The 19,692-nt window shown below is 63.5% G+C and carries 16 protein-coding genes and 1 pseudogene; 6 read left to right on the forward strand and 11 right to left on the reverse strand.

Annotated elements, in window-relative coordinates; genetic code table 11:
* Nucleotides 1-2 precede the first annotated feature (2 nt).
* Nucleotides 3-1,442, forward strand: coding sequence for a glutamate synthase (gene gltD / locus C0606_17870; protein PLX35952.1), 1,440 nt, complete (start codon nt 3-5; stop codon nt 1,440-1,442).
* Between the two features lie 75 nt (nt 1,443-1,517).
* Here the strand turns inward: gltD and C0606_17875 are convergent, their stop codons facing one another.
* The 3 genes from C0606_17875 to C0606_17885 form a co-directional block, all read right to left on the reverse strand.
* Nucleotides 1,518-2,651 carry a DUF459 domain-containing protein gene (locus C0606_17875; protein PLX35953.1) on the reverse strand — a complete coding sequence of 378 codons (1,134 nt, stop codon included), beginning with the start codon at nt 2,649-2,651 and terminating at the stop codon, nt 1,518-1,520.
* Between the two features lie 133 nt (nt 2,652-2,784).
* Nucleotides 2,785-4,005 (reverse strand): lytic murein transglycosylase, encoded by a 1,221-nt coding sequence (locus C0606_17880; GenBank protein ID PLX35954.1) that lies wholly within the window; start codon nt 4,003-4,005, stop codon nt 2,785-2,787.
* Between the two features lie 134 nt (nt 4,006-4,139).
* Nucleotides 4,140-5,645 (reverse strand): hypothetical protein, encoded by a 1,506-nt coding sequence (locus tag C0606_17885; protein PLX35955.1) that lies wholly within the window; start codon nt 5,643-5,645, stop codon nt 4,140-4,142.
* A 236-nt stretch (nt 5,646-5,881) separates the two neighbouring features.
* Here C0606_17885 and C0606_17890 point away from each other — a divergent pair, with 236 nt between their 5' ends.
* From C0606_17890 to C0606_17900, 3 genes are all read left to right on the forward strand, one after another.
* Nucleotides 5,882-6,877, forward strand: coding sequence for a KpsF/GutQ family sugar-phosphate isomerase (locus tag C0606_17890; protein ID PLX36023.1), 996 nt, complete (start codon nt 5,882-5,884; stop codon nt 6,875-6,877).
* Between the two features lie 197 nt (nt 6,878-7,074).
* Nucleotides 7,075-7,842, forward strand: a complete 768-nt coding sequence (locus C0606_17895; GenBank protein PLX35956.1) for a flagellar motor protein PomA — start codon at nt 7,075-7,077, stop codon at nt 7,840-7,842.
* 33 nt (nt 7,843-7,875) lie between these two features.
* Nucleotides 7,876-8,733 (forward strand): hypothetical protein, encoded by an 858-nt coding sequence (locus C0606_17900; GenBank protein ID PLX35957.1) that lies wholly within the window; start codon nt 7,876-7,878, stop codon nt 8,731-8,733.
* 57 nt (nt 8,734-8,790) lie between these two features.
* Here C0606_17900 and C0606_17905 read toward each other — a convergent pair whose 3' ends face one another.
* The 4 genes from C0606_17905 to C0606_17920 all read right to left on the reverse strand — a co-directional run bounded on the left by C0606_17905 (nt 8,791) and on the right by C0606_17920 (nt 12,833).
* Nucleotides 8,791-9,249, reverse strand: coding sequence for a hypothetical protein (locus C0606_17905; protein PLX35958.1), 459 nt, complete (start codon nt 9,247-9,249; stop codon nt 8,791-8,793).
* 12 nt (nt 9,250-9,261) lie between these two features.
* Nucleotides 9,262-10,257 (reverse strand): hypothetical protein, encoded by a 996-nt coding sequence (locus C0606_17910; GenBank protein ID PLX35959.1) that lies wholly within the window; start codon nt 10,255-10,257, stop codon nt 9,262-9,264.
* A gap of 164 nt (nt 10,258-10,421) precedes the next feature.
* Nucleotides 10,422-11,489, reverse strand: coding sequence for a ferrochelatase (locus C0606_17915; GenBank protein PLX35960.1), 1,068 nt, complete (start codon nt 11,487-11,489; stop codon nt 10,422-10,424).
* A gap of 141 nt (nt 11,490-11,630) precedes the next feature.
* On the reverse strand, nt 11,631-12,833 hold the full coding sequence (locus C0606_17920; protein PLX35961.1) for a hypothetical protein: 1,203 nt from the start codon (nt 12,831-12,833) through the stop codon (nt 11,631-11,633).
* A gap of 219 nt (nt 12,834-13,052) precedes the next feature.
* On the opposite strand from C0606_17920, the pseudogene C0606_17925 reads away from it, so the two are divergent.
* Nucleotides 13,053-14,561: pseudogene (locus C0606_17925) on the forward strand (bifunctional metallophosphatase/5'-nucleotidase).
* 258 nt (nt 14,562-14,819) lie between these two features.
* A complete protein-coding gene (locus C0606_17930) occupies nt 14,820-15,416 on the forward strand; it encodes a hypothetical protein (protein PLX35962.1) in 597 nt (198 codons plus the stop codon).
* On the opposite strand, the gene C0606_17935 is transcribed toward C0606_17930, so the two are convergent.
* From C0606_17935 to C0606_17950, 4 genes are all read right to left on the reverse strand, one after another.
* On the reverse strand, nt 15,404-15,877 hold the full coding sequence (locus C0606_17935) for a hypothetical protein (protein ID PLX35963.1): 474 nt from the start codon (nt 15,875-15,877) through the stop codon (nt 15,404-15,406). The genes C0606_17930 and C0606_17935 overlap by 13 nt on opposite strands.
* A gap of 166 nt (nt 15,878-16,043) precedes the next feature.
* On the reverse strand, nt 16,044-17,276 hold the full coding sequence (locus C0606_17940) for an AMP-dependent synthetase (GenBank protein PLX35964.1): 1,233 nt from the start codon (nt 17,274-17,276) through the stop codon (nt 16,044-16,046).
* Between the two features lie 112 nt (nt 17,277-17,388).
* Complete coding sequence (locus tag C0606_17945) at nt 17,389-18,231, reverse strand: ABC transporter ATP-binding protein (protein PLX36024.1); 843 nt, start codon at nt 18,229-18,231, stop codon at nt 17,389-17,391.
* Nucleotides 18,232-18,304: 73 nt separating this feature from the next.
* The gene (locus C0606_17950) at nt 18,305-19,597 is read right to left on the reverse strand and encodes an ABC transporter permease (protein ID PLX35965.1); all 1,293 of its coding nucleotides are present in this window, start codon (nt 19,595-19,597) and stop codon (nt 18,305-18,307) included.
* Nucleotides 19,598-19,692: the final 95 nt, after the last annotated feature.

Consider the following 19,692-nt stretch of genomic DNA (forward strand, 5'->3'; position numbering starts at 1 on the left):
CGATGGGTAAGGTAACGGGTTTTCTCGAGATCGATCGCCAGGACCGCAAGTACAAGGCCGCGGCCGATCGTATCCGCGGCTACAGCGAGTTCGTCATCCCGATGAGCGATGAAGCGGTGCGCGATCAGGCCGCGCGCTGCATGAACTGCGGTATCCCATATTGCCACTCCGGCATGCAGGGAACCATGCACGGCTGTCCGGTCAACAACCAGATCCCGGACTGGAACGACCTCGTCTATTCCGGCCAGTGGGAAGAGGCCGCGCGCAATCTGCACTCGACCAACAACTTCCCCGAATTCACCGGCCGCGTCTGCCCGGCGCCCTGCGAGGCGTCGTGCACCTTGAACATCACCGACAACCCGGTGACGATCAAGACGATCGAATGCGCCATCGTCGACAAGGCCTGGGCCGAAGGCTGGCTGAAGCCGGAAGTGTCGCTGCGCAAGACCGGCCGCAAGGTCGCCGTCGTTGGTGCCGGCCCGGCCGGCATGGCCTGCGCCCAGCAGCTCGCCCGCGCCGGCCACGATGTCCATCTGTTCGAGAAGAACGCCAAGGCCGGCGGCCTGCTGCGCTACGGCATTCCCGACTTCAAGATGGGCAAGGGCCTGATCGACCGCCGCGTCGAGCAGATGGAAGTGGAGGGCGTGACCTTCCACTACAACGCCCATATCGGCGTCGACACCCCGGCCAAGCACCTCGTCGACGATTTCGATGCGGTGGTGCTCTCCGGCGGCTCGGAAACGCCGCGCGATCTGCCGATCGAAGGCCGTTCGCTGCACGGCATCCATTTCGCCATGGAATTCCTGCCGCAGCAGAACCGCCGCGTGTCCGGCGAACCGATGCACGACCCGCAGCCGATCCTGGCGCGCGGCAAGAACGTCGTCGTCATCGGCGGCGGCGATACCGGTTCGGACTGCATCGGCACCTCGGTGCGCCAGGGCGCCCTGTCGGTCACCCAGCTTGAGATCATGCCGGAACCGCCGGTGAAGGAAGAAAAGCTGATGAGCTGGCCGAACTGGCCGATGAAGCTGCGCACCTCCTCGAGCCACGAGGAAGGCGCCGACCGCAAGTTCTCCGTCATGACCACCCGCTTCATCGGCGAAAATGGCCGCGTCGAGGCGGTCGAATGCGCCGAAGTCGATGCGAAGATGCAGCAGGTTCCGGGCACCGAGTTCCGCCTCGAAGCCGATCTCGTTCTGCTCGCCATGGGCTTCGTCCATCCGGTCAAGGAAGGCATGCTGGAAGAGCTCGGTGTCGATCTCGACAATCGCGGCAACGTTGCCGCCAAAACCGAGGCCTACCTCACCAGCCACGAGAAGGTGTTCGCCTGCGGCGACATGCGCCGCGGCCAGTCACTGGTCGTGTGGGCGATCCGCGAAGGCCGCCAGGCCGCCAACGCCGTCGACACCTTCCTGATGGGAGACAGCGACCTGCCGCGGTAATCCATCCGGCACCGCCACCCTAGAAACAAAAAGGCCCGCCGTTTGGCGGGCCTTTTCTTTTGTCCGATGGACAACTCAGTTCTTGCGCGGCCAGCCGAAATCGTCGACCCGGCCCGCAACCGCCTGCGGCGCTTCGCCGAGCACGGTGAGCCTGTAGAGGGCGTTCTCGCCATCGGCAGTCCACGGATCGTCCTCGCCCGCGAGCTTGTCGTCGGCAGAAGCAATCGGCCCGGTCAGCGGCAGAACGACACCGATCTGCGGCCCGGCCGGACGCCCGTCCGGCAACATGTCGAGCACCATCGCCGGCCCGCCATCGATCGCCAGCACCCGCTTCAGCGCCATTTCGACGAAGAAAGCAAGTTTGCGGTAGCCGGTGCCGGAGAAATGAATGCCATCGCCTGCACGCAGTCGCGCGCGGCGACCTTCGACATCGGGACCGCGGCTCGTATAGCGGCCCTCCTCGTCGAGGAAGCTTTTCCAGATATCGACGAAAGTGCCGCCATTGGCATCCACCGTCGCTTTGAAGATGTCGTTGAAATACGCCATGTCGGCGGTGAACCGGCCGCTCGATGTCGGCGGCAGACCGACCCAGACGACCGGCTTGCCGGCGCCGAGAAACACCGTCAGAAGATCCTGCGCCCGGCTGCGGTAGGCCTTCTCCCACGGCTCGGAGCGCAATGCGTGCCGTTCCTTGCCGATTCTGAGCGACTGCCGATCGTTGACGCCGACCAGGATCACAACCGCGTCGAACCGTTCGCCATTGGCAAGCATGTCGCGTGCCACCTGCGGCCAGTTATGATGGTCGTCGCGTACAAGCCCGGACGAGCCCCGGACATTGCCGCGGATATCGACCTTGGGGTTATCGGCAAACGCGACCTGCAGGCCCTTCACCAGACCGGACGCCAGCGTGTCACCGATCACCAGCACGATCTTGGCGTCGGGGTCCTTTGGCAGAAATTCGATCTTCGGTGCCGCCGGCTCGCGGATACGGACATCGCCGCCGAGACTGCGATTGCTGCGCTGGGGCGCGGACGCATTCGGCCGTCGCCGGTCGGAACGGAACATACGAAACAGCGGTGCGAACGGGTTGACGATCCGCGTCTTGGCCGCGGAAATCGCCGAGGGGCCGGCTGCAAGCGCCGCCGTGTCCGGCAATGCAGCACCGAACAGCAGCGCGAAGACGACGATATACAAAGGCGCGTGGCGCATGACGATTAGTGGCCCTCCTCCGGCAACCCGTCGCCCCGGTCCAGCTACGATTGAGGAATGATATCACGACGTACCGGCGGATGCGCCCCCTTGGGAAGACGCATCCACCGCACGTTCAGGCAAGGCCGCTGGATCAGCCGCCCAGCCGTTTCAGGAGCTTCGTGCCGGCATATCCGTCCGGCGTCCAGCCAAGGCGCTTTTGAACGGCGATGATCGCCGCCATGGTCTTCGGCCCGACCTTGCCGTCAACCCCGCCGGTATCGTAGCCATGCTTGGCCAGCAGCTTCTGCAGCTGTTTGGTCTGGCTGCGTCCGAGCGGCGCGTCGTCCCTCGGCCAATCCCGCGCGAATGTGCCACCGCCGCGCAGACGGTCGGAGAGATGACCGACGGCCAGCGCGTAGGCGTCGGCGTTGTTATAGCGTTTGATGACCTTGAAATTGCGCAGCATCAGGAAGGCCGGCCCCTTGGCGCCGCCCGGCAGATAGAGCGCCGCCTTGTCGTCGGGACGCGGGAAATCGCGACCGCCGACCCGGCTGATGCCGAGATCCTGCCAGCCTTTCAGGGTGCGCTGCGTCCGCTTGTCGGCGAGCGCGTAGTTGAAGCCGCGCGGAAGCTGGACCTCGTAGCCCCAGGTCTCGCCGGGGTTCCAGCGCGCCCGCTTCAGATAGGCCGCCGTCGAGCCGAGCGCATCGGGGATCGACGTCCAGATATTGCGGTGCCCGTCGCCATCCATGTCGACGCCATAGGCATCGAACGTGGTCGGGATGAACTGGGTATGGCCCATGGCGCCGGCCCAGGAGCCGGTGATCCCGCGCACCGAGACGTCGCCGCGCTGCACGATCTTGAGCGCCGCGACGAGCTGCTGCCGCCCGTAGCGCGACCGCCGGCCGCCGGCATAGGCGAGCGTCGACAGCGAGCGGATGACATTGCGCAACACGCCCGGATTGTCGAGCACCGCGCCATATGAGCTTTCCATGCCCCAGATAGCGACGACGACATGCCGGTCGACGCCGTATTTCGCCTCGATCCGGTCGAGCCAGCCCTTCCATTCGCGCAGCTTCTCGCGCCCCGTCGTTACCCGCGTCTCGGAGACGGCCGAATCCATATATTCCCAGATCGGCTTGACGAATTCCGGCTGGTAACGCGCCTTTTCAAGCACTTCCGGGTCCGGCGTCACGCCGGCGAACGCCGCCTTGTAGGTTGCCGAGGAAATGCCCGCCGCGCGCGCCTTCGGCCAGAAATCCCGCACCCAGCGGTCAAATTTCGCATCGGCTTCGGCGGGAAACGCCGAAAACACGACAATCAAAAGGGAAAAAAGCAGTCCACCGATCCGCTCGGTCGTCACCTTCGTCATACCAGCCAATCAAGCCTCCTCTCCGTCCGCTTCGCCCGAAAGGGCCGGAACCGTCCACCTTGACCTGGTGTCGCGATCCTCAGAAGCAAGCTCCCCCGCCGCCAAAAACTGAATTCCACACCGGTGGGCGCAGACTAGCGCTGCAGCCGCAAACCGATCTCGACGCTGTTTGCGTCGTAATTCGCGCCGACCCGGTCAGAGGTGAGCGCCTCGTAATTGTAACGCGCCGTCAACGCCGCATTGCGATTGAATTTCCAGGCGAGACCGACCGTGCCTGTCGTCGTCAGATCTTCCTGGCCGAGCCCTTCATAGGTGCGCCAGGCAAGCCCGAGACCCGCATCCACTTCCAGATTGCGGCGCAGCGAATGCGCCACCTTCACGGAGCCCGAATATTGAACGGACCCGGACGAGTTCGACAGCGTCGTCGGCTCGAACGCCGTCGACCCGCTCAGCGTCACTGTAGTCAGCCGGCTCGGCGACCACACCAGCGATCCGTCGAGGATCAGCCCTTCGAGCGGATCGAACCGTCGGTCGCGCAGCTCCTCGCTGTGCCAGCCGATAGACCCATCGGCGGTCAGCTTGGCACCGAGATCGATCTCGACACCAGTCTTCAGCTCGTAGCCGGTGCTGCCGCGCCGATAGCCGCCCGAGTCGATCTCCTGATCGTAGACCCGCTCGAGCAGCGCGCCCTCGACATAGGGTTTGACCGAAGGCGTCAGCTCGTAACCGGCCCGCAACGACGCTGTCGCGAGGTAGTTGTCGCGATCGGCGGAATCGAGCGCGACGCCGCCCGCCCCCGTGCCGCCCGTGTAGAGCGTGCGGTCGAGCGAGCCCTTGCCGGTCAGCGCGAAGCGGCCGAATTCCTGTGTCAGACCGACCGCGCCGCGAAGCTGGTGCACTTCGGCCGTCGTTTCGGTCCCGGCCGCGACCTCCGCGCTCGACATGTCCTCGCGTTCCAGCGAATAGCCGCCCTCGAGGCTGATCGAGGTTCCCTCGCGCACATCGATGCGCCCATTGGCATTGGCCTCGAAACTCGGATCGTCCCGCGTCGCGCTGTCGGGATAGCCGGTGTAGGAACCCTTCAGGGTCATTTCGAGCTGATGGCGCGACCAGTCCGAGCGCAGCACCACCTCCGGCGAGACGCGATAGTAACCGCCGGATTTTCCCTTGTTGATGCGGTCGATATTGTCGGAGCCGCCGCCTGCGATCTCGACTGCCGGCAACACAAGGAAGCTGCCCGCCCGCAGCCCGAGCTGCTCGTAGGCATCCGCGTCGTCGTCGAAATTGTCGCGCGGCGAGGTCGCCTCAAGCGACGTGCCGCCGGCCGCCACCGGGGCGCCATTCTCATCCCATGGCCCCGGCTGCACCGGTTTGACCGAGCCGGTCGTCACCGTGTCGACATCGCTTGTGGTCGTTGCATTGCGCGTCGGCGCCGCCTTGGGCACCGGCGTTTCCTCTGCCGCATCCGCCGCGTCGTCGCCCGGCATCGGCACTTCGAGCTCATCTTCGAAGGTGGTCGTTCCGCGGATCTTGAGCGTGCCGCCATCCTGCGCCAGAGCCGGTGCCGAAGCAGCCGCCAGCGCAATCACAGCCAATGCAGCAGCGTATCTTTTCATCGCCTGCAAGCAATCCACACCCATGGGGTGCCACCCGGCGGGCGGCAAGAAACCGGTTCTTTATGAAAAGTAAACCGGCATGGTTAACGTTTGGTTTTCCATGCCGGTTGTCGGGCTGTTGGCGGACGCTCGGAAATTGATGACAAAAAGCCGGTGAAATCGGCGCGCAAAAGGAGTATAGGAGGGGCCACTGGGGCGTCGCGGGCAATAAACACAATACGGAGCAATAGCGAGTCATGCCGAATCTCGCCGCGATAAGCATGAAAGCGAAGCAGCCTCTCTCCGACGACGACATGCCCTTCATCGAATCCGCTGAACGAACGATCGCCAACGAAATTCGTGGCCTCGCGGCCATGCAGCGTTCGCTCGGCAATGGGCTCGGCAAACCCTTCTGCGACGCCGTCCGCCTGATCCGCGACCTCGAGGGCCGCGTGGTCGTTACCGGCATCGGCAAGAGCGGCCATGTCGGCTCGAAGATCGCCGCGACGCTCGCCTCGACCGGGACGCCGTCCTTCTTCGTTCACCCGAGCGAAGCCAGCCACGGCGACCTCGGCATGATCACCAAGAACGACGCTCTGTTGGCGCTGTCCTGGTCCGGCGAGACCCAGGAACTGGCCAACATGATCGCCTTCACGCGCCGCTTCCGCGTGCCGCTGATCGCCATCACCTCGCGCGCCAACAGCGCGCTCGGCCGCGCCGCCGATGTCAGCCTGACACTGCCCAAGGTCGCCGAGGCCTGCCCGCACGGCCTGGCCCCCACGACGTCGACGGTACTGCAGCTCGGCATGGGCGACGCGCTTGCCGTGGCGCTGCTCGAAGCGCGCGGCTTCACCCCGCAGGATTTCAAGGTCTTTCATCCCGGCGGCCGTCTCGGCGCCAGCCTCAGCTTCGTGCGCGACCTGATGCATTCCGGCGACAGCATGCCGCTTGCCCCGCTCGGCACCCGCATGAGCGAAGCCATCGTGCTGATGACGCAAAAGGGCTTCGGCTGCCTTGGCGTTCTCGACGACGGCGGCCTGTTGACCGGCATCATCACCGACGGCGACTTGCGCCGCCACTTGTCCAGCGACCTGCTCGACAAGACGGTTGAGGAAGTGATGACCAAAACACCGAAGACGGTACGCTCCGACCTGCTCGTTGCAGCGGCGATGGAAATGCTTGAATCGACGAATATTTCGGCCCTGTTCGTGGTCGACGGCCAGCGCCCGGTCGGCATCGTCCACCTTCACGACCTGCTGCATGCCGGCGTCGCCTGAGGCACGTTGAAGCTTATGGTTAACGCGAGATTAAGCCGGCATTTGCCGGCTTAACCGTTTGTAAACCTTAAACTTCGGTTTTGTATTTGCTGCGCCTTTTGCAGGTGACATTAGGAAAAGTTTAGCCCTGTCAGCCCTACACTCCGGTTCCAAACGACAAGCCTAACCAGGGAATTGGTCGCGGAGAAAGGGCAGTCATGGATCTCGCTACGATCATTGGTCTCATTGCAGGCGCAATCGTCGTTGTCGTCGCCATCTTCATGGGCGGTAGCCTGTCGCAGTTTATCGACGTGCCTTCGATGATGATCGTTATCGGCGGCGGTCTCGCCGCCACGCTGATTCGCTTTCCGCTTTCCGGCATCGCCACCGCCTTCATCACCGGTGCGAAGGTCGCCTTCACCCACAAGAAGGTCGAGCCGCGCACGATGATCGAAGAGATCACCGAGCTGGCCGACGTCGCCCGCAAGCAGGGTCCGCTGGGTCTGGAAGGCGTCGAGGTTTCCGACAAGACGCTGGCGAAGGGCGTGCAGTACATCGCCGACGGCTACGAGCCCGGCTTCATCCGCGATTCCATGGAACGCGAGCGCGACCTCTATCTCGAACGTCTTGAGGAAGGCCAGCGCGTGTTCAAGGCGCTCGGCGACTCCGCGCCGGCCTTCGGCATGATCGGAACGCTGGTCGGCCTGGTGCAGATGCTGGCGACCATGGACGACCCCTCGACCATCGGCCCGGCCATGGCCATCGCCCTTTTGACGACGCTCTACGGCGCCCTTCTTGCCAACCTGGTCTGTATTCCAGTGCTCGAAAAGCTCGGCGCCAAGGCCAAGGTGGAGGACGTCAACCAGACGCTTATCATCGACGGGGTCATGCAGATCCGCGAGTCGAAGAGCCCGGCGCTGATCCGCGAAATGCTGATCGCCTATCTGCCGGAGAAAAACCGCGCCGAACTGCAGGACGCGGCCTGACGGCCGGTCGGTTGAAGCAAGGACACAGACCCAATGGCACGCAAGCAGAAATGCGCAGGTGGCGGAGGCGCCCCGGAATGGCTGGTGACGTTCGCCGACCTGATGTCGCTGCTCGTGTGCTTCTTCGTGCTGATCATCTCGTTCTCGATCCAGGACCAGCAGAAGCTTCAGGTCGTCGCCGGTTCCATGCGCGATGCCTTCGGCATCAAGGTCGAATCCCGCCATCGCGGCATGATCGAGGTCGAGGGCATCCCGGTCCGCAAGTTCGTCAAGAAGGTCTCGCCGATCGACCAGCGCAAGAACGCCGACTTCGACAACATCCGCCAGGATGACCGCACCAAGCAGGGGCCCGAGGCCAACACCTTCGACACCGAACTGACCGATATCGAAAAGTCGCGCCAGTTCGCGACCGCGGCAGCCTCGTTACGTCAGGCCTGGCAGGAAATGCCCGACATCGCCGAGATTTCGAAGAACATCATCATCGAGGAGAGCGACGAAGGCCTCAACATCATGCTGGTCGATCAGGACGGCCGCGCGATGTTCTCCGAAGGGTCGAAATACCCTTACGAGACCACCCGCCTCCTGCTGGCCAAGATGGCGCCGGTGCTGCGCAAGATGCCGAACCGCATCCGCGTGACCGGCCACACGACCACCGGCCACGCCTATGTCGACCCGAACTACTCCGGTTGGGAACTGTCGGCGGACCGCGCCAACACCACCCGCCGCATCCTGCAGGAATTCGGCATCGGCAACGATCGCTTCTCCGAGGTCGTCGGCAAATCGGACACCGAGCCGCTGTTTCCGAACGACCCGTTCCTCGCCGCCAACCGGCGCATCAGTATCCTGCTGATCAAGGAAGCGCCGCCGCTGCCGACGGAATACAAGCCGTAAAGCAACCGTCGGCAAGAGCAGCGCCGGCAAGCCCGCGAGCCGGAGCCCGGCCCCGCCTTACTCCGCCGCCTCGACGATCAACAAGGCGCCATCGGCAGCCGCGATACGCACCCGCGTGCCGGCCGGCATGTCGGGACCGCTTATCCGCCACATCGTATCGTCGATCTTCAGCCGTCCGCTGCCGTCGGCAAGCGGCTCTGCGAGCACGTAGGCACGCCCGACCAGCCGCATCCCGCGCTGATTGAGGTGCAGATCGCCCTCGTCCTGTCCGGCCCGCCCGCGCAGAAGCATCTTGCTGGCGATGATCGCGACCAGCGCCAGCACGACGAAGATGATCGCCTCCGTCTGCCAGCCGAAGCCGACGAACAGCGCCAGCGTGCCGACGACGATGGCAGACACGCCGAACCACATGAACACCGTACCGGGAGCGAAGATCTCGAGCGCCAGCAGCACCAGACCGAGCACCCACCAGCTCCACGGGCCGAGGAAGTCTATGAGCGAGGAAATGAGCCCCATCGTCGGGCCTCCTTAAGCGTTCGGATCGTCGCGGCGGGTCGTGGGAATACCCGACGACGACCGGCGACGCGATGACGTGCGGTCCTCACCGAACGCTTCCTTGGCGATCTCGGCAATGCCGGTCAACGAACCGAGAATGGACGTCGCCTCCATCGGCAGCATCAGCACCTTCTGGTTCGGCGAGCGGGCGACCTCCGTCAGCGCTTCGACATACTTGTTGGCAACGAAGTAGTTGATCGCCTGCACGTCGCCCTCGGCGATGGCTGTGCTCACCGCGCGCGTTGCGTTCGCTTCCGCCTCGGCTTCACGCTCGCGCGCTTCGGCGTCACGGAAAGCCGCCTCGCGCCGACCTTCGGCTTCCAGGATCTGCGCCTGCTTCTGGCCTTCGGCCTTGAGGATCTCCGCCTGCCGGCGGCCCTCGGCTTCCAGGATCGAGGCGCGCTTCTCGCGTTCCGCCTTCATCTGGCGGGCCATCGAGTCGACCAGATCGCGCGGCGGGTCGATGTCCTTGATCTCGATACGCGTGATCTTGATGCCCCACGGCTCGACCGCGGCATCGACCACATTGAGCACGCGGGCATTGATTTCGTCACGGTTCGACAGCAATTCGTCGAGGTCCATCGACCCCATCACCGAACGGATATTGGTCATCGTAAGGTTGAGGATGGCGTATTCGAGCCCCGACACTTCATAGGCGGCACGGGCCGCGTCGAGCACCTGATAGAAAGTGACGCCGTTCGCCGTCACCGTCGCGTTGTCGCGGGTGATGACTTCCTGGCTCGGTACGTCGAGCACCTGCTCCATCATGTTCATCTTCGCGCCGACCGTGTCGAAGAAGGGCACGATGAGGTTCAGGCCCGGCCGGAGCGACTTCGTATATCGGCCGAAACGCTCAACCGTATAGTTGTAGCCCTGCGGCACCGTCTTGACGCCGGAAATGATGGCGATGATGAACAGCACCACCAGGACGATGACGACGACGTCCGTCCCGACCAAATTGAAATCCATGACCGCATCTCCCTCTTTGGGATCGCCCGCCCTGTGGAACCGGGCAGTCCCTTGGCAATCGGTTTGTGCGCCCCCGCGCGAATCCCTGTGACCGCAGTGTAACCCGTTTCCGCCAGCACGGAGCCGCCAAACGGTTTTCAGCCGCGAATTACCCCGCGATGGGGTCAGATCCAGCCGGCCAGCTCGCGACGGACGATATCGCGGATCACCGCCATGCCGTGTTCGCTGTCGTTGAGGCAGGGGATGGCGGAAAAGTGCTCGCCCCCCTCCTCGTGGAAATATTCGGCATTCTCGCCGCCGATCTCTTCGAGAGTCTCCAGGCAGTCCGCCGAGAAGCCGGGCATCACCGCGGCAAGCCGTTTGGTCCCGCTACGCGCCAGTTCCTTGACCGTCTCGTCGGTATAGGGCTGCAGCCATTCGGCCGGCCCGAAGCGCGACTGGAAGGTCAGCTTCAGCGGCGGCGCGTCCGGCCCAAGCGCCTCGGCCAGGAGCCGCGTCGTCTTCTGGCAGTGGCAATGATACGGATCGCCCTTGTCGAAATAGCTTTTCGGAATGCCGTGATAGGAGGTGAGGATCAGCTCCGGCTCGAAATCGAGCCCGGCGAGATGTTCGCGGATCGAGGCGGCGAGCGCATCGATATAGACCGGCTCGTCGTGATAGGGCGCGGCGATACGCAGCGTCGGTTGCCAGCGCATCGTCTTCAACACGTCGAACACGGCGTCGTTGACCGTTGCCGTCGTCGCCGCCGCGTATTGCGGATAAAGCGGCACCACCAGCAAACGGTCGCAACCGGCGTCCTTCAGCCCGGCAATCCGCTCGGCAATCGACGGATTGCCGTAGCGCATCGCCCAGTCCACCACGACGCGATCGTCACCCTTGAAGTCGGCGGCGAGCTTCTCGCCTTGCGAGCGCGTGATGGTGCGCAGCGGCGACTCGTTGAGGTCCTTGTTCCAGATCTGCTCGTACGCTTCGCCCGATTTCTTCGGCCGGAACGTCAGGATGATGACATTGAGCACGAACCACCAGATCAGCCGCGGCGTCTCGATCACCCGCCGGTCGGACAGGAACTCTTTCAGATAGCGCCGCATCGACCAGTAGTCGGTACCGTCCGGCGTGCCGAGATTGACGAGGAGAACGCCGACCTTGCCGCTCGTCACCGCCGGATGCGGCTGCGGCAGGCGCACTGCCCGCATGTCCTCGCGCCGCGTTTCCGATGCAGGGTTCGACGTCATCGTGTTCTCCAACTCTCATCATTCGGCGACCGAACGTCGCCATTCGAACAGATGGACGCGATCGATCGCGCCCATGCTCACACATAGGCGATCGCCGCGCGGCTTCCAACCGCGCGACGGTCACATTGCTGAACAGGAAGCTTACAGGCCGAACAGCAGCATCGCGCCATAACCGACGATGAGGGCGGGGACCGCCGTGTAGACGGTCGCCAGCATCGCCGCCTGCGGGGCCAGCGCAATCGCCGGGAACAGCGCATCGCCGTCGTTCGAGATCGCGTTGGCAAGTTGCGCCGACAGCGGCACGGCGCCGGCCAGATAGAGTGTCGTGACGACGATCTGCGGGCCGCAGCCGGGGATGAACCCGATCAGCATGGCAACCGCCGGCATCATGAACGCCCAGCCCTTGAACAGCGTGCCGAGATCGAGCCCGAAGACGTGCACCGTCAACTCGAAGGCAAGGAAAGCCATCACCACCCAGCCGGTGACGAAATTGGTGTCGGCCATGATCCGCTGCCACACCGTGCCGCGCGCACTCTCACGTGGATCGGAAATGACGTGGCTGTTCTCGTGGCCGGCAAACGCCCACATGGTCAGCGCGACAAGCGCACCTGCGGCGCCCAGTTTGGTCGCGATACCCTCTCCTGCCAATGGCGCCAACAGGGCGTCCGCGTCGATCTGCAACGCGGCGAGGATGCCGAGCAGCAAGCCCGGAACGACAAGCACCATCCAGCTCGTGCGGACGGCGGAAGCGACAAACGCCAGACCCGCCGCTTCCGGACGCTCGCGGCGCACCACCTGCGGCCGGTTGTCGACCGCGCGGCGCAGGAAATCCCGCCCGTGCACCCGGTCGACCACCATTCCGGCAGCGGTGCCAACGACGATACTCACCGCGATGACGCCGAGCGCGGTCTGCGGTTCGCGTGCAATCAGCAGGAATGCCGCGTCACCCATGGTCGCGGTAAGCACCGCGACTACACTGCCGAAGGAGGCATAGCCGCGGGTATATTGCGTGACGACGATGATGGCCCCGCCACAGCCCGGCATGGCACCGAGCAGCGAGGCGATGAACGGCTGCCAGCGCGACGTCCGCTCCAGCATCCGCCCCATATCGAAGCGCAGCACGCCCTCGAGCAGATAAACCAGACCAAGCGTGGCAGCGACGAAGACCGTGACCTGCAGATAGGCATCGGCGAGTGCGGACACGGTCAGCGCGCCGATCTCGCCGGGAACGAGAAGAAGCCCGAGGACGGCGGCCAGCACCCACAGGCGCCAGGCATAGGGATTGCTCCGCCAGTCCGCGCTGTCGACCAGGACCCGTCCCGCTGTCACTGCCAATTCGGTCATGCTTCCGTCGTCCCTTGCACCGGCATTTGGGGAACAGCCCCACCGGCCTTATTGGGCATACTACATAGAAGTAACCTTCTTTGGAAGCTTTTTAAGAACTACTCGCAAAAACTTTTCGGCTAGGCACCGTGAGGAGCCAGGCTCCCCGGAAATCTGCAAGTTGCATCACCCCGATTCCGCGTCTCTAATGCGTGCCAGAAGCATCAGGGAGGCTCCGCCATGCGGACTTGGATTGCCACACTCGGTTCTGCCGTTCTCGCCCTCTGTCTTTCGCTGGTATCGCTCACCGGCGCGGTCGCGGCAGACGTCACATTCCTTCTGGTCAACGACATCTACCGATTCGACGGCGACAACGGACGCGGCGGATTTGCCCGGCTCGCCGCCGTCGTCGATGCCGAGCGCGCAAAGGGCGGCACGGTGATCTATGCCCATGCCGGCGACACGCTATCGCCATCGCTGCTGTCGGGCTTCGACCAGGGCGCGCACACCATCGAACTGCTGAACTTCGCCCCGCCGGACATTTTCGTGCCCGGAAATCACGAGTTCGATTTCGGCAAGGAGGTCTTTCTGCAGCGCATGGCGGAGGCGAAGTTTCCGAAGCTCGCCGCCAATCTGCGCGCCGCCGACGGGTCCCTGCTCGACGGTTTCGCCGACCACGCCACCTATGAGGCCGGCGGCGTCAAGATCGGCGTCATCGGTCTTGCCGCCGACGACTCGCCGGTGAAGTCGAGCCCCGGCGACCTGAAGTTCGCGCGCTCCATCGACACCGCCTTCACAGAGGCCCGCAAGCTGCGCGATGACGGCGCCGAATTCATCGTCCTCGTCACCCACACCGATCGCGCCAAGGACCGCGTGCTGGCCGACTCCGGCGCCTTCGACCTCATCCTCACGGGCGATGATCACGACCTTTACCTCGGTTATGACGGCCGCACCGCGATCGTGGAATCGAAGGAAGACGCCTAATTCGTCACCGCCGTCGACATCACCTTTGCGGTCAGCGAACGTGACGGCCGCCGCCGGGTCAAATGGTGGCCGAATTTCCGCATCATCGACACCGCCGACGTCGAGCGTCAGCCTGCTGCCGGCGCCCGTGTCGCCGAACTCGCCGACATTCTCGCAAAGGAACTCGACGTCGAGATCGGTACCACGACGACCGAGCTGGACAGCCGCCGCGCGAGTGTGCGTGCGCAGGAAACCGCGATCGGCAATCTCATCGCCGACGCCATGAAGGAGGCGACCGGCGCCGACATCGCCATCACCAATGGCGGCGGCATTCGCGCCAACCGGGTCTACGGTGCGGGCACGGTGCTCACCCGCCGCGACGTGCTGACCGAACTGCCCTTCGGCAACACGACGATGCTGCTCGAGGTCGACGGCAAGACGGTGCTGGCCGCACTCGAAAACGGCTTCTCGAAGCTTGAGGAAGGCACCGCCGGCCGCTTCCCGCAGATCGCCGGCATGACGGTCATTGCCGACGCAACACGGCCCGCCGGGTCAAGGGTCGTTTCGGCGACACTCGGCGATGTCCCGCTCGATCCCGCCGGCAAGTATAAACTCGCCACCAACGACTTCATGGCGCGCGGCGGCGACGGCTACACCATGTTCAAGAAGAAGAAGGAATTGCTCGGTCCCCGCGACGCCAAGCTGATGGCCAACGATGTCATGGCTTTCATTCGAAAGCAGGGAACCCTCTCCTATGCCGTCGAAGGCCGCATCACGATCAAGTGAGAACGCGACCGACGGTCGCAGATGAAACCATCGCGCCGGCCGGGAGCCCATCCCGGCCGACGCAATGTTTCTGAGTTTTTCGCAGTTTTCTGCGGCCTTTCCCGGACTTGCGGGAATCGGCCTTCCCGCCGCGCGCTTTATCGACGGGAAGGGCACAAACCAGACGTTTTCGAAATCATCCGATACTCGCTTTTTCCGTTAAGTAACTTTTGACAAGTGTCTGGCACGAATGGATTAGTTTTTCAGGATTATCCTCCCATGAGCATCGCTTCAGAAAAAAATTTGTTTCATCGCCTGCACGTCCTCGTCGTCGACGACAACCAGTTCGTCCGCAAGCTCATGCGCAGCATGCTGCGCCAGCTCGGCGTGCACGAAGTCATGGAAGCGACCGACGGACTCGACGCCATCGAGGTTCTGAGCGCGCGTGATTGCGACATCATCCTGCTCGACTGGCGCATGCCCGGCTTCAACGGGGAAGAGTTTCTTGAAATGGCGCGGCGTTCGAACGAACCGAAAATGCGCGCCATGCCGATTGTCGTCGTTTCGGCCTTCACCGACTATGAAACGGTGTTGCGCATCGCCGAGGCCGGCGCCGACGCGGTGGTCACCAAGCCGCTCTCGGTCTCCGTGCTCGGACAGCGCGTTCTGAAGGTGCTGAAGGATCGCCATATTCCGACGCGGTCGGCAGGCGAAAACGTCTCACGCGGAGCCGTTCTGGCACGGCGCAACCGTGCGGCCGACCCGACCTCCACAGCAACACCGAGGCCAGCCCACCCACCGGCGGCGAAGCCCGCCAAGGCACCGGCCATCGATCTCAGTGCGCTTGAAGACGAAGACGATTTCTACGCGATATAGGCGCGCTTCGCGAGCCGGAACCAGAAGCTCACGATCGTGTTCAAGGCTTCGCTGAGCCCGTCGAGCGTATCGACCCGTTCAACGATCGCATTGGCGCCGGCTTCGTAGAGCGCCCGCCTTTCCTGGTCGGCCAGCGACGTCGCCAATGCACAGACCGGGATCTGCCCGAGCAACGCTTCATCCTGCATGGCTGTAAAGAAACGCTGCTTGGTCTGTCCGGGATACTCCACCGACAGGAGGACGAGGTCGGGCATGCGCCGACCGCCCGTGCGCTGACACTGCCGCATCATCGCCATGGCATCGGCTTCGCAGGCGACGCCAATCACTGAAATCACGTATTCGGCCCGGTTCAGCATGCTGCTGACCGTCGCAACCAATGACGGGTCACTCGACACGAGAAGAACGACGATATCGGCATCGTCGCGGTGCATATCGACGCCCGCATACGTCGAGAGTTCCATGACGGATTTCCTTGTTGTCTGTTGTTCCGTCGCAATTGTCCGAAAAGTGTAGTTGCTGTCACGACAAAAAAATATCCCCGGCTTTTCAGGGAGAAAAGCCGGGGAAAACGCCAGTCACGCCTGCTCTATTTCGCGCAGACAACCCAAATATCAGTGAAATAAACTATTAGTAGTCACGCTCATCGGAGACAACCTTGCCGTCATTCGGTAGGTTGCCGGGTTCTACCATCGTTACCAGACCTTTAAGCTTGGTGACGTCACGCAGCGTGGCCGCAATCGCCTCGCCAAGCGCCGCGTCGTCGGAAACGCATTCGACCTGCAGCGTCATCTGGTCCTGTTCGTCCTTGCGCGTAACCACCAACCGGGCGCGCACGATCTCGTCATGTCGCTTGACGATCTGGTCGATATGAACCGGATCGACGAACATGCCCTTCACCTTGGTCCGCTGATCCGCCCGGCCCATCCAACCCTTGATGCGCATGTTGGTCCGCCCGCACGGGCTGGCGCCTGGAAGCACCGCCGACAGATCGCCGGTGCCGAAGCGGATCAGCGGATAGACCGGGTTGAACACGGTCACCACCACCTCGCCGACCTCGCCCTCGGCGACCGGTTCGCTGGTGCCCGGCCGGACGATCTCGACAATGATATCCTCGTTGACGATAAGCCCCTCGCGCGCTGCCGACTCATAGGCAATGACGCCGATATCAGCTGTCGCATAGCATTGCTGGACGGCGACACCGCGATCCTCATATTCCGCCCGAAGCGAGGGGAACAGCGCGCCACCCGACACCAGGCCGCGCACGATCGACGACGCATCCGTGCCGGCTTCGTCGGCCTTGTCGAGCAGGACCTTGAGATAGTCGGGCGTGCCGGTATAGCCGGAGGGCTTGAGAACGGAAATCGCCTCGAGCTGCGCTTCCGTATTGCCGACACCGGCCGGAAAAACGGCGCAACCGAGCGACTGGGCGCCGACATCGAGGATGAAGCCGCCCGGCGTCAGGTGATAGGCGAACGCGTTGTGAACGACGTCGCCAGCGCGGAAGCCGGCGGCGTAGAGCGCACGCGCGCCGTTCCACGGATCCGGTCCCGCGCCCTGCGGCTCCCAGATCGGACCCGGCGACATGAACACCCGGCCATAAGCACCCGGAGCGGCGGCAACGAACCCGCCAAACGGCGGCGAGGCCTTCTGCGCTTCCATCAATTGCGGCTTGCGCAGAACCGGCAGTTTCGCGAGTGCGGCACGGTCGGTCACCGCGGCCGGATCGTTGCCATCGAGAAAGGCTTTCCAGCCCGGCGCCTTGGCCACCGCATCGGCAAGGAAGTTCGGCAGCTTGGAGAAAAGATCGGCTTCGCGTTCCGCCGTGTCACGGGTTTCGTTCTTATCGAAAAACTCGGACATATCCCTTTTCCCTTACCCGGCAACAGATTGTGTGCGCACCGACAAAACTACGCGAATCGAAATGAAATGCATCCCGAAAAGGGCGAAAAGTCGGGAGCAATAGCGAAAAAGATCAGGCCAGCCAGCGCTTGCGGCGCTTGTAGTGCTTGACGTTGCGGAATGACTTGCGGCCTTCGCCGCCGACGCCGAGATAGAACTCCTTGACGTCCTCGTTCTCGCGCAGTGCCTTGGCCTCGCCATCGAGCACGACACGCCCGGACTCCAGAATGTAGCCGTAGGTCGCGTAGCGCAGAGCGATGTTCGTGTTCTGCTCGGCCAGCAGGAACGACACGCCTTCCTTGCTGTTGAGCTGCTTGACGATCTCGAAGATTTCCTCGACCAGCTGCGGCGCCAGACCCATCGACGGTTCGTCGAGCAGGATCATCTTCGGCCGCGACATCAGCGCCCGGCCGATCGCCGTCATCTGCTGTTCGCCGCCCGACGTATAGCCCGCCTGGCTCTTGCGACGTTCGCGCAGACGCGGGAAGTAGTCATAGACCATTTCGAGGTCGCGCTTGACCGCAGCGCCCCCGTCGCGCCGCGTATAGGCGCCGGTCAAAAGGTTTTCCTCGACCGAGAGGTGGCCGAAGCAGTGGCGGCCTTCCATCACCTGGATGCAGCCGCGGCGCACCAGGTCGTTCGGCGACAACGCCTCGACCTGCTCGCCATCAAAAATGATGTTGCCCTTGGTGACCTCGCCGCGCTCGGCATGCAGCAGGTTGGAGATCGCCTTCAGTGTCGTTGTCTTGCCGGCGCCATTGGCCCCGAGCAGCGCCACGATACCGCCGACGGGAACCGTCAGCGACACGCCTTTCAGCACCAGAATGACGTGGTTATAGATCACCTCGATATTGTTGACCGTGAGGATTCCCCCGGCCGTCGCGGTGTCCGTCTGCTGCGCTAGCGCTTCACTCATCGATATCACCTTGCAATCGCGGGCAAAGAGCGCGCCCGGCACGATGCCGGACGCGCGTTTTTCAATACGCCGATTATTCGCAGCTGCGCGGCGTGATGTTGTTTTCCTTGGCGAACGCCGCGGAGTCTTCGGCGATCAGCGGATCGACGATCTCACGATCGGCTTCGATGTAGTCGGTGATGATCGACCACTTCTTCGCTTTGGCATCCCACTGCTGGATCGCACCGAGGCCCGGGCCACCGTGGTTGGCGCAGGAAACCTTGACCGGAACCGTGAAGCCCGGCAGTCCGAGTTCGGCGAGGCGGGCCTCGTCGACATTCAGCGCTTCCATGCCGTCACGCATCATCTGCGAGGTGATTTCCTTGGTGTTGTGGATCTTCATCGCCGTGCGCGCGGCTTCGACCGCCCACATCGCCGCGACCATGCCACGGTTGTAGAGCACCGTGCCGCCGTTCGAGCCGTCGCCCGCCGCCTTGCCGGCGTCGAAGACGTACTTCTTCAGGTCGGCGTAGATCGGGAAGTCGGAACCGACACCGTGGAAGGTGATCGCCTTGTAGCCATCGGCACCGTCGCCGGCCGGGATGACGTCGTTTTCAGAGGCCGACCACCACACGCCGATGAAATGATCCATCGGGAAGCGGATCGAAGCGGCTTCCTTGATCGCCACCTGGTTCATCACGCCCCAGCCCCACATCACGACATAGTCGGGACGGTCGCGGCGGATCTGCAGCCAGGTCGCCTTCTGCTCCTGACCCGGATGGTCGACCGGCAGCAGCGTCAGCTCGTAGCCGTGCTTTTCAGCCAGCTTCTCGAGGGTGCGGATCGGCTCCTTGCCGTAGGCCGAGTTGTGGTAGACGAGCGCGATCTTCTTGCCCTTGAGATCGCCGCCTTCTTCACTGCTGATGTACTTGACGATGATCGAGGCCGCATCCCAGTAGGTGCCGGGATAGTTGAAGATGTTGTTGAACACCTTGCCGTTGGCAGCCGACGTGCGGCCGTAACCCATCGAGTGGATCGGAATGCCGTCGGCGGTCGCTTTCGGGATCAGCTGGTAGGTGATGCCGGTCGACAGCGGTTGGTAGACGAGGCTGCCCATGCCCTTGGTCGACTCGTAGCATTCCACGCCCTTGGTCGTATTGTAGCCGGTTTCGCATTCCGGGTTGGAAATGCGCACGCCTTCGACGCCGCCGTCACGCTCGTTGATGAGCGTGAAGTAGTCGGCGTAGCCATCGGCGAACGGGATACCGTTCGGTGCGTAAGGACCGGTCCGGTAGCTCAGCGACGGGAACACCAGTTCCGCAGACATCGCCGGCGTCGCGACGCCGAGCGCAAGCGCTGCGGCCAGTGCGATCCGAGTGATTTTCATAGATGAATCCTCCCTAAGGGTTGCTCGTTTCCTGAAGGACGCGGGCTTTTCGCCTCGCGTTCGCTCCCATCTTCTGTAAGGCCGGTTCCGCTTCG

The organism is Hyphomicrobiales bacterium (assembly GCA_002869065.1).
Classification (GTDB): Bacteria; Pseudomonadota; Alphaproteobacteria; order Rhizobiales; family Rhodobiaceae; genus Rhodobium.

Bases quoted from the DNA above. Each gene is read 5' to 3' on its own strand.
- gltD (PLX35952.1), top strand. From the start codon at position 3: ATGGGTAAGGTAACGGGTTTTCTCGAGATCGATCGCCAGGACCGCAAG.
- C0606_17875 (PLX35953.1), bottom strand. From the start codon at position 2,651: ATGCGCCACGCGCCTTTGTATATCGTCGTCTTCGCGCTGCTGTTCGGT.
- C0606_17880 (PLX35954.1), bottom strand. From the start codon at position 4,005: ATGACGAAGGTGACGACCGAGCGGATCGGTGGACTGCTTTTTTCCCTT.
- C0606_17885 (PLX35955.1), bottom strand. From the start codon at position 5,645: ATGGGTGTGGATTGCTTGCAGGCGATGAAAAGATACGCTGCTGCATTG.
- C0606_17890 (PLX36023.1), top strand. From the start codon at position 5,882: ATGAAAGCGAAGCAGCCTCTCTCCGACGACGACATGCCCTTCATCGAA.
- C0606_17895 (PLX35956.1), top strand. From the start codon at position 7,075: ATGGATCTCGCTACGATCATTGGTCTCATTGCAGGCGCAATCGTCGTT.
- C0606_17900 (PLX35957.1), top strand. From the start codon at position 7,876: ATGGCACGCAAGCAGAAATGCGCAGGTGGCGGAGGCGCCCCGGAATGG.
- C0606_17905 (PLX35958.1), bottom strand. From the start codon at position 9,249: ATGGGGCTCATTTCCTCGCTCATAGACTTCCTCGGCCCGTGGAGCTGG.
- C0606_17910 (PLX35959.1), bottom strand. From the start codon at position 10,257: ATGGATTTCAATTTGGTCGGGACGGACGTCGTCGTCATCGTCCTGGTG.
- C0606_17915 (PLX35960.1), bottom strand. From the start codon at position 11,489: ATGACGTCGAACCCTGCATCGGAAACGCGGCGCGAGGACATGCGGGCA.
- C0606_17920 (PLX35961.1), bottom strand. From the start codon at position 12,833: ATGACCGAATTGGCAGTGACAGCGGGACGGGTCCTGGTCGACAGCGCG.
- C0606_17930 (PLX35962.1), top strand. From the start codon at position 14,820: ATGAGCATCGCTTCAGAAAAAAATTTGTTTCATCGCCTGCACGTCCTC.
- C0606_17935 (PLX35963.1), bottom strand. From the start codon at position 15,877: ATGGAACTCTCGACGTATGCGGGCGTCGATATGCACCGCGACGATGCC.
- C0606_17940 (PLX35964.1), bottom strand. From the start codon at position 17,276: ATGTCCGAGTTTTTCGATAAGAACGAAACCCGTGACACGGCGGAACGC.
- C0606_17945 (PLX36024.1), bottom strand. From the start codon at position 18,231: ATGAGTGAAGCGCTAGCGCAGCAGACGGACACCGCGACGGCCGGGGGA.
- C0606_17950 (PLX35965.1), bottom strand. From the start codon at position 19,597: ATGAAAATCACTCGGATCGCACTGGCCGCAGCGCTTGCGCTCGGCGTC.